Consider the following 8,279-nt stretch of genomic DNA (forward strand, 5'->3'; position numbering starts at 1 on the left):
TCGAGAAGCGTCTCGCCGGCCTGTAAGCAGGGCCGTAGACAAGCCAACTACCTGACAGGACCGGATAGCCCATGCCACTCTTCGACCTTCCCCTGGCCCAGCTGCGCAGCTATACCTCGGACGTGACGCCGCCCACCGACTTCACTGCCTTCTGGGACGCCACCATTGCCGAAGCCCGGGCCTTTCCGTTGAATGCGTCCTTTGAGCCGGCAGAGAACTACCTCTCTGTCATCGACACCTTCGACGTGACGTTCTCCGGCTACGGCGGCGCCCCCGTCAAGGGCTGGCTGCACCTCCCCGCGCACCGGGAAGCCGGGGCCAGGCTGCCCGTGGTGGTCCACTATGTGGGATACTCGGGCGGCCGCGGCTTGGTCAACCAGGACACCCGGTGGGCCCAGGCTGGGTACGCGCACTTCATCATGGACACCCGAGGCCAGGGCTACGGCGGGACCCTGGGCGAGACGCCCGACCCGCACCCCTCCGCCGGCGGCGTGGCCCACGCAGGCCTGATGACCAGGGGCATCGCAAGCCGGGAAGACTACTACTACCGCCGGGTGTACGTGGACGCTTTCCGTGCGGTGGAGGCTGCACAGGCGCACCCCGGCGTCGAGCCTGAGAAGGTGGTGCTGGCCGGTGTCAGCCAGGGCGGCGGCATCGTGGTTGCCACTGCAGGGCTGGCGGCAGGACGGCTCGACGGCGTCATCGCCGCGCTGCCGGATGTTCCGTTCCTGCAGGACTTCCCGCGCGCCATCGACATCACCCTGCGCGGCCCGTACCCGGAGATCGCCCAGTTCCTGGCGCGCCACCGGGACCGCTACGAGCCCGTGCTTGACGTCCTTCGCTACTTCGACGGCGTCAACCTGGCGCGCCTGGCGACGGCACCGGCATTGTATTCGACAGCCCAGATGGACGATATCTGCCCGCCGTCCACCGTTTTTGCCAGCTTCAACGCCTACGGCTCCGGGGCGGCCGGTACCGCTCCCACGGACGCCGCGAAGGACATTGAGGTGTACCGGTTCAACAACCACGAGGGCGGCCAGGAACACCACTGGATCCGGCAGCTGCTGTTTCTCCGCAAAATTTTGGGGTAAGTTCCTTGTTGCGGGCTTGAGAAAACGGTTTCCGAGTCCGGGGAATCAAGGAACCAGTGAAGAAACTCAGCAGGCTCAGCGTTGTGGCCTACGGTGCCGGCGACGCAGCCAACAGCATGATCATCAGTACAGCGAACATGTTCCTGCTCGTCTACTACACGGATGTGGCCGGCATCTCGGCGGCGGCGGCAGGAACGCTGCTGGTGGTGGCGCGGGTGTTCAATGCGTTTACCGACATTGCCGCCGGCCGCATCGTGGACCGCGTACAGAGCAAGCGGTGGGGCAAGTTCCGCCCCTTCCTGATGTTCGGCTTCGTTCCGCTCCTGCTGGGCGTTGCGGTGTTCCACGTTCCGGACGTGGATCCGTCCTCCAAGCTGCTGTACGCCTACTGCACCTACGGGCTGGTCTGCCTGGCCTACAGCCTGGTGAATGTGCCCTACGGCTGCCTGGTGGGGGCCATGACCCAGGACCCCCGGGAGCGCGCCCGGCTCGGCGGCGCCCGGACCATCGGCGGCCTGTCAGTGGGGGCAACCCTGGGTTTCTTCATCGCGCCCCTGCTGGGCGCCGGCGGGGATATGCAGCAGATCTTCACCGTGATGACACTGGTTTTTGCCGCCGTGGGGTCCGCCCTCTATCTGTTCACGGCTGTTGCCTGCCGGGAACAGATCGGCGGCAGCGTCCCCAAAATCACCCTGCGCCAAAGCACGGACGCGCTGAAGGCCAACTCGCCGCTGGTGGTCCTCTGCATCAGCTCCGTCCTGTTCGTCACCGGCACGTCAGCCACGGGCGCCGCCCAGTTCTTCTACCTGCGGGATGTCCTCTCCCGGGTGGACCTGTTTCCCGTCATGGCCGCCGCGCAGGTGGCAATCACCCTGACGCTCGCCGTCGTTATGCCGCGACTCGTGGCACGCTGGGGCAAACGGGCTGCCTACACGGCCGGCGGTTGCGCCGGGGCGGCAGGCGGACTGATTGTTTTCCTCGCTCCGGCGGGGCTGCCCTGGCTTGCGGTAACGGGCCTTGTGTTGGCAATGCTTTCGTCTGCTTCGGTCAGCATCCTCACCTGGGCACTCATCGCGGACACCGTTGAATACGGCGAATGGAAAACCGGTGTCCGGGTCCAGGGCATCAACTACGCCCTCCTGGCCGCCACCCGGAAGCTGGGGATGGGGTTCGGCGGCGGGGTGGTGGCTTTCTCGCTGGCCTGGGGCGGATACTCGTCCGCGGTGCCGGAGCAGGCCGAAACCGCCGTTCTGGCCATCCGCGCCGCTGCCGGGCTGCTGCCTGCAGCCCTGGTGCTGGCCGCCGCCGGAATCATGTACTGGTACCGCCTGACGGATAAGAGGCACGCCGAGCTGGTGGCCGGCCTGCAGTCGAGCCGATAGCTGGCAGCCGGTAGCGGGCGGCCGGCGGCGTCCGAAAAAGTCATGTGACGGACATGGTTTGCGCCCGGGGACAAACCGCGGCTATGGTCTGAGGCATGACTAACCGTTGGTATGCGTATTTTTCGTTGGCTCTGGAGGGGCCCGCGTCTAACTGACACGCATCCAACTTTCCTTCAGAGCCAACAGGGCAGAGATCATTCTCTGCCCTTCGCCGTTTCTCCGGCGGGTTCTGAACTGGGCCCGCTTCCCATCTGGAACAGGACCCACCATGAGCACCGCAACAGCATCAGCAACCAGCACCGCCGCAAAAACCACCTCTAACCTGCGTGTCAGCGAATTCACCGCGCTGCCCACGCCCTCTGAACTCATCGCCGAACTGCCGCTGGACGCCCGGGTGACGGACGTCGTCGAACGCGGACGCGACGAAGTCCGCGCCATCATGGACGGGGTGGACGACCGCCTGCTGGTCATCGTGGGGCCGTGCTCCATCCACGACCCCAAGGCCGGGCTGGAATACGCCCGCAGGCTGGTCAGCCAGGCCGAAAAGCACAAGGAAGACCTGCTCATCGTGATGCGGACCTACTTCGAAAAGCCCCGCACCACCGTCGGCTGGAAGGGCCTGATCAACGATCCCCGCCTGGACGGCAGCCACGACATGGTCACCGGCCTGCGGACCGCCCGGCACTTCCTGCAGCAGGTCACGGCCCTGGGACTGCCCACCGCCACCGAATTCCTGGAGCCGATCAGCCCGCAGTACATGGCGGACTTGATCTCCTGGGGCGCCATCGGTGCCCGCACCACGGAAAGCCAGATCCACCGGCAGCTCGCCTCGGGCCTGTCCATGCCCATCGGATTCAAGAACGGAACCGACGGCGACCTGCAGGTTGCCATCGATGCCTGCGGTGCCGCCGGGGCAGCCCAGGCCTTCCTCGGCATCGACGGCGACGGCAGGGCGGCGCTGGTGGCCACCGCCGGGAACCCGGACACGCACGTGATCCTCCGCGGCGGACGCAAGGGGCCCAACTACTCCGCGGGCGACGTCGAGGCTGCTTCGGCTAAGCTGGCCGGCAAGCACCTCAACCCGCGGGTGATCGTGGACGCCAGCCACGCCAACAGCGGAAAGAGCCATCACCGGCAGGCTGAGGTGGCACTGGAGATCGGCGCCCAGCTCGAGGATGGCGGCACGTCCGCGCAGGCGATTGCCGGCGTCATGCTGGAAAGCTTCCTGGTGGGCGGCGCCCAGAACCTGGACGTCGCCGAGAACGCAGCCGGCCGCGCGGAACTCGTCTACGGCCAGAGCGTCACGGACGCATGCATGGAATGGGACGTCTCGGTCTCCGTGCTGGACCAGCTGGCGGCGTCCGCACGCAAGCGCCGCGCAGTGAAGTAGGGGAGCCAAATAGGGGAGCGGACTACTTTCACATCTGCCACAGGAACATCTAGAGTATCTAGGTAGGTGGTTGGTGGATGGCTCAGCATCGGAACACCGCATTGGCATGTACCTGGGGTCACTGTTGTCCATCCGTCAGCAAAGGAATAGGGAAATGTCGTCAGAACAGAACTTCTCCAACGCGAAGTTCCTGACCGTGGCTGAAGTAGCCCAGGTCATGCGCGTCTCCAAAATGACCGTGTACCGGCTGGTCCACTCCGGTGAAATGCCCGCTGTGCGCTTCGGCCGCTCGTACCGGGTTCCGGAGAATGCCGTGGAGCAGTACCTCAAAGGTGCTGTGGTGGACGGCCACACCGAGACCGCCTGACGCACTCTTTCCGTCGCAATGCCCTGTATTTGAGCCGGTGGGAGCCCCGCGGTCAGTAGCCCCTCCCGATAAGCGGTACCCTGTTAAGGAACGTTTTACGTCATTGTAAGAATCTGTCAGTTGTTCAGTTCGTAGCTCTGTCCACGAACAATTTCCATCAGACAGGTACTGCATCTAGTTTGTAAGGAACTTTCGTGGGTTCAGTTATCAAGAAGCGTCGCAAGCGTATGGCCAAGAAGAAGCACCGCAAGCTGCTTCGCAAGACCCGTCACCAGCGCCGCAATAAGAAGTAGAGATACTTCGAACAGCGTAGAAATGCCCGTCGCCTTCCAGGCGGCGGGCATTTCGTTTTTGCTGGTGCAGCTTCCTGGCCTTGTTCGCAGATCCTGACCGTCACGGTTCGGATTCGCGGACAAACTTAGGATCTGACGGATTCCTACGCGCGCGGGCCGCGGATCCTTGCGAAGCCCTTCCAGAGGCCGTAGACGGCGCCGCCGGCGGTGGCCGCCTTGAGGCCGAAGGTTGCTGCGCGGCGGCCGGCGCGGAAATCGTACACGGGCCAGTTGTTGTCGCGGGCGTGCCGGCGGAGGCGGGCATCCGGGTTAATGGCCACCGGGTGGCCCACCAGGCTGAGCAGCGGGATGTCGTTGTATGAATCGCTGTAGGCCCAGCAGCGCTTGAGGTCCAGGTCCTCGGCGTCGGCAATGCCCTGGACTGCCACGGCCTTCGCGGAACCGTGCAGGATGTCGCCCACCAGCCGTCCGGTGTACATGCCTTCCGAAATTTCCCCCACAGTGCCGAGCGCGCCGGTCAATCCGAGCCGGGTGGAGATCACCGTGGCGACCTCGATGGGGGTGGCCGTCACCAGCCAGACCCGCCTGCCCACCCTCAGGTGCTGTTCGGCGAGGGCCTTGGCACCCGGCCAGATCCGGGAAGCGATCATCTCGTCATAGACTTCCTCGCCCAAAGCCTTGATGTCGTCAACGGTGATCCCGGCAGCCAGGGTCAGAGCAGAGTCCCGGACTGCATGGACGTCGTCGATGTTCTCGCCCCGCGCCATGAACTTGAACTGCTTCCACGCGAAGCCGGCGGCCTGGGCCATGGTGAAGGCGCCCCGCTGATACATCTTCCGTGCCACGTGGAAGAGGCTGGCACCGCGCATCAGGGTATTGTCCACATCGAAGAAGGCCGCCTCGCCGGGCTGCGGCGCAGCAACCGGCTTGGTGACTACGGCGACGTACTTCTCCTGGGGCATGGACTTGAGTCTAGTCAATGCACTGGATGGAAACCGTCGGCGTGCCGGGCACCGCGGACGGGGCTACGGTTAAGCCATGGCAACACCGCGCGTCGTCCTCATCACCAAAGCTGACTGCCACCTCTGCGAGGAGGCCCGCCTCGCCGTCGGCCGGGTTACCGCTGCGTTGGGGCTGGAGTGGACCGAAGAACGGGTGGACCACCAGCCGGAGCTCCGTGAACGGTACGCCGAGGAAATCCCGGTGGTGCTGGTGGACGGCGTCCAGCGCGATTTCTGGAAAATCGACGAAACCCGGCTGGAACGCGTACTCCAGCGCGCCATGGCCCAATAAGCGCAGTGTTCCAGTAAGCGCAGTGGTTCAGTAAGGATGGGCGCAAACAAGGGAGTGGTTTCCGGTGATGACGCCTGCTTTGTTGGCACCGGCGATGGGGCTCTAGAGTGGAGTCACAACGCGACTCAAGGGAGGGGCTGGTGACTTCGCTGGACTCAACCCCCCAGGCTGTTCCGGATCTTCCGGGCGCCACGGGCACGCCAGCCAAACAGATCCCGCCCGCAGCGGTGGCCCGGCTGACGCTCTATCTCCGCGCCCTCAACACGCTGCTTGCAGACGGCGTGGAGCGTGTCTCCTCCGAGTCCCTCGCGGAAGCGTCCGGAGTGAGCTCGTCCACGCTGCGCAAGGACCTCTCCCATGTGGGCTCCTACGGCACGCGCGGCGTGGGATACGAGGTGCAGTACCTCAGCCGCCACATCGCCGCCGCCCTGGGCCTGACGCACGACTGGAAAGTCGCCATTGTGGGTGCCGGAAACCTGGGCAAGGCCCTGGCCCGGTACGGCGGCTTCGAGTCCCGGGGCTTCGACGTCGTGGCCATCTTTGATGCCGACCAGATGGTAGTGGGCAACGAGGTGGGCTGGCTGCGGGTGAGCGACGTCGCGGACCTGGAAACCGTGCTGCACCGCACCGGAGCCAACATGGTGGTGCTGGCACTGCCGGCGGCCGTGGCGCAGGACGTGTGCGACCGCGTGGTGGCGGCCGGTGTCCACAGCGTCCTGAGTTTCGCCCCCGTCATGCTCCAGGTCCCGGAGGGCGTCAACCTCCGCAAGGTGGACATGGCCACCGAACTGCAGATCCTGGCCTACCACGCACAGCGGGCGCAGGCCCCGGGTCAGACCGCCTAGATTTCAGCAGTTTCCGGGACCCACGCCCGCAGGTGTGGAAATGTGCGCTTACCGGCCGTAGGGGTTGCCCATGCCGCCGCCGTACGGGTTGGCGAAGGGCTGCTGCTTCCGGAAGTAGGGAGCCGCGGCCGGAAGATACAGCAGCACGATGGCGGCGATCCCCAGCAGGGTTCCGAGGGTTCCGATCGAGGGCGGTCCGAAGAGGCCGAAGATGGACAGGGCGGCGAACACCGTGCCCAGGATGCGGGCCCAGTTCTTGCCCTTGCGGATAAAGAAGGCCACCAGCAGGTACAGCCCGGCGCCCAGGATGGCGAACACCACCAGGGTGCCGGCAATGACGCCCTTGATGTCCTCGTAGGTGACACCGGTGGCGCCACCGGCCTCCATCTGGTCCTCAAACGTCTGGCGGAACAGCGGATCGTCCAGCTGGGTGAGGCCCGTCAACAGGGAAATCACGAAGATCGCTGCTGACGCGATCAACAGCCAGAAGGAGATGTTCACCAGCTGCGGGACGCCGGCGCTCCCCGAAGGCTGCGGCTGTTCCGAGGGGTACTGGGCATACGGCGACTGGCCGTAGGAGGACTGGCCGAACGGCTGCTGCCCATAACCGGGAGCCTGCGGCGGGTTCTGGCCAAACTGCTGGCCGTACTGGGGTGCGTTCTGGCCGTACTGCGGAGCCGACGGCGGCTGGGAACCGTACTGCGGCGGGTTCTGTCCGTACTGGGGTGCGTTCTGGCCATACTGCGGAGCGTTTTGTCCGTACTGCGGCGCGTTCTCGCCGTAGCGGGGCTGCCCGCCGGACTGGTCACCGGGCTGGTTATTGCCGGGCTGGTTGGTGCCGCCCTGTGAGCCATTGGAATGCGGGTCATTGGGTACGGGAGGCGGGACGGGAGGAGTACTCATGAGCGGTCCTTCTGCATGTCGGTTTCCAGGGAGGCTGCCGGGAGCGGTCCTGTAGCCTGCCCCCAGCATGGCTTAAGTCCACCGTACCCCCGGGCCGCCGCGTTGTGGGTCATTCTGCGGAGGTATTCCGGGACGGGCCGGCGGCAAACCATGCCTGGGAATTGGGCAGCCACATCAGGACCGTTGCCGCGAGGCTCACCAGGAAGGCTGCCCAGTTTCCACCCTGGCCCATGCCGGTCAGCATGTTCATCACGGCCAGGCCCAACGTGACGGCGGCGAGGGCTGTCAGGGCCACCCGTGCCCACGTCCGTCCAGCCTTCATCTTTACCGCGAAAACCATCTGCGCAACGCCCACCGCGGAGGCCAGCAGCATCAGGGTGACCACGGCCGCGGCTGCCGCGGGTGCCGCAGCAAAGAGCACCAGGGATGCAAGCATCCCCAGCAGTCCGCCCATGGCGCCCAGGATGCCGCCGGCGAACCAGATCCAGAACGAGACCTTGATTTCCGTGGGTCGGCCGGCCACTGAAAACAGCGCGGCTAAACCGCCGGGCCGGGCGCTGGGGGAGTTGCTCATGGCGTTCACTGTAGTCCCGCCCGGGCGGGACCATGGCGAGGCCCGGTCCGCGGGGACTGCCCCTGCGCAACGGGCTGGGGTTTCAGTGCGCAGGCCGGGACGACGGACGCCAGTAAAGACGGACGCCACTGAAGCCGGGCC

At 65.6% G+C, this 8,279-nt stretch carries 10 protein-coding genes; 7 read left to right on the top strand and 3 right to left on the bottom strand.

Annotation, left to right across the window (positions count from 1 at the left end):
- The first annotated feature begins 71 nt into the window (after positions 1–71).
- The 5 genes from P2Q66_RS19915 to P2Q66_RS19935 all read left to right on the top strand — a co-directional run bounded on the left by P2Q66_RS19915 (position 72) and on the right by P2Q66_RS19935 (position 4,523).
- Positions 72–1,091 carry an acetylxylan esterase gene (locus tag P2Q66_RS19915; protein WP_275730925.1) on the top strand — a complete coding sequence of 340 codons (1,020 nt, stop codon included), beginning with the start codon at positions 72–74 and terminating at the stop codon, positions 1,089–1,091.
- A 56-nt stretch (positions 1,092–1,147) separates the two neighbouring features.
- On the top strand, positions 1,148–2,473 hold the full coding sequence (locus tag P2Q66_RS19920; protein WP_275730926.1) for a glycoside-pentoside-hexuronide (GPH):cation symporter: 1,326 nt from the start codon (positions 1,148–1,150) through the stop codon (positions 2,471–2,473).
- A 268-nt stretch (positions 2,474–2,741) separates the two neighbouring features.
- Positions 2,742–3,863, top strand: a complete 1,122-nt coding sequence (locus tag P2Q66_RS19925; protein ID WP_275730928.1) for a 3-deoxy-7-phosphoheptulonate synthase — start codon at positions 2,742–2,744, stop codon at positions 3,861–3,863.
- A 154-nt stretch (positions 3,864–4,017) separates the two neighbouring features.
- Positions 4,018–4,230: a helix-turn-helix domain-containing protein gene (locus P2Q66_RS19930; protein WP_079597512.1), complete on the top strand. Its 213-nt coding sequence runs from the start codon at positions 4,018–4,020 to the stop codon at positions 4,228–4,230.
- A gap of 194 nt (positions 4,231–4,424) precedes the next feature.
- Complete coding sequence (locus tag P2Q66_RS19935; RefSeq protein ID WP_003792170.1) at positions 4,425–4,523, top strand: AURKAIP1/COX24 domain-containing protein; 99 nt, start codon at positions 4,425–4,427, stop codon at positions 4,521–4,523.
- Positions 4,524–4,666: 143 nt separating this feature from the next.
- Here P2Q66_RS19935 and P2Q66_RS19940 read toward each other — a convergent pair whose 3' ends face one another.
- Positions 4,667–5,485 (bottom strand): HAD-IB family hydrolase, encoded by an 819-nt coding sequence (locus P2Q66_RS19940; RefSeq protein WP_079597511.1) that lies wholly within the window; start codon positions 5,483–5,485, stop codon positions 4,667–4,669.
- Between the two features lie 76 nt (positions 5,486–5,561).
- Here P2Q66_RS19940 and P2Q66_RS19945 point away from each other — a divergent pair, with 76 nt between their 5' ends.
- On the top strand, positions 5,562–5,816 hold the full coding sequence (locus P2Q66_RS19945) for a glutaredoxin family protein (RefSeq protein ID WP_079597510.1): 255 nt from the start codon (positions 5,562–5,564) through the stop codon (positions 5,814–5,816).
- A 140-nt stretch (positions 5,817–5,956) separates the two neighbouring features.
- Entirely contained in the window at positions 5,957–6,661 is a 705-nt protein-coding gene (locus P2Q66_RS19950; RefSeq protein WP_079597509.1) for a redox-sensing transcriptional repressor Rex, read from the top strand.
- Positions 6,662–6,709: 48 nt separating this feature from the next.
- Here the strand turns inward: P2Q66_RS19950 and P2Q66_RS19955 are convergent, their stop codons facing one another.
- Together P2Q66_RS19955 and P2Q66_RS19960 are read right to left on the bottom strand one after the other, a co-directional pair.
- Positions 6,710–7,564: a hypothetical protein gene (locus P2Q66_RS19955; protein WP_275730933.1), complete on the bottom strand. Its 855-nt coding sequence runs from the start codon at positions 7,562–7,564 to the stop codon at positions 6,710–6,712.
- 109 nt (positions 7,565–7,673) lie between these two features.
- The gene (locus tag P2Q66_RS19960; protein ID WP_275730935.1) at positions 7,674–8,138 is read right to left on the bottom strand and encodes a hypothetical protein; all 465 of its coding nucleotides are present in this window, start codon (positions 8,136–8,138) and stop codon (positions 7,674–7,676) included.
- Positions 8,139–8,279: the final 141 nt, after the last annotated feature.

It is taken from the genome of Arthrobacter sp. Cr_A7 (genome assembly GCF_029222765.1).
Lineage (GTDB): Bacteria > Actinomycetota > Actinomycetes > Actinomycetales > Micrococcaceae > Arthrobacter.

What these genes read in the sequence shown, in the direction of transcription:
- P2Q66_RS19915 (WP_275730925.1), top strand. Translation starts at nt 72, where the DNA reads ATGCCACTCTTCGACCTTCCCCTGGCCCAGCTGCGCAGCTATACCTCG.
- P2Q66_RS19925 (WP_275730928.1), top strand. Translation starts at nt 2,742, where the DNA reads ATGAGCACCGCAACAGCATCAGCAACCAGCACCGCCGCAAAAACCACC.
- P2Q66_RS19930 (WP_079597512.1), top strand. Translation starts at nt 4,018, where the DNA reads ATGTCGTCAGAACAGAACTTCTCCAACGCGAAGTTCCTGACCGTGGCT.
- P2Q66_RS19940 (WP_079597511.1), bottom strand. Translation starts at nt 5,485, where the DNA reads ATGCCCCAGGAGAAGTACGTCGCCGTAGTCACCAAGCCGGTTGCTGCG.
- P2Q66_RS19945 (WP_079597510.1), top strand. Translation starts at nt 5,562, where the DNA reads ATGGCAACACCGCGCGTCGTCCTCATCACCAAAGCTGACTGCCACCTC.
- P2Q66_RS19955 (WP_275730933.1), bottom strand. Translation starts at nt 7,564, where the DNA reads ATGAGTACTCCTCCCGTCCCGCCTCCCGTACCCAATGACCCGCATTCC.
- P2Q66_RS19960 (WP_275730935.1), bottom strand. Translation starts at nt 8,138, where the DNA reads ATGAGCAACTCCCCCAGCGCCCGGCCCGGCGGTTTAGCCGCGCTGTTT.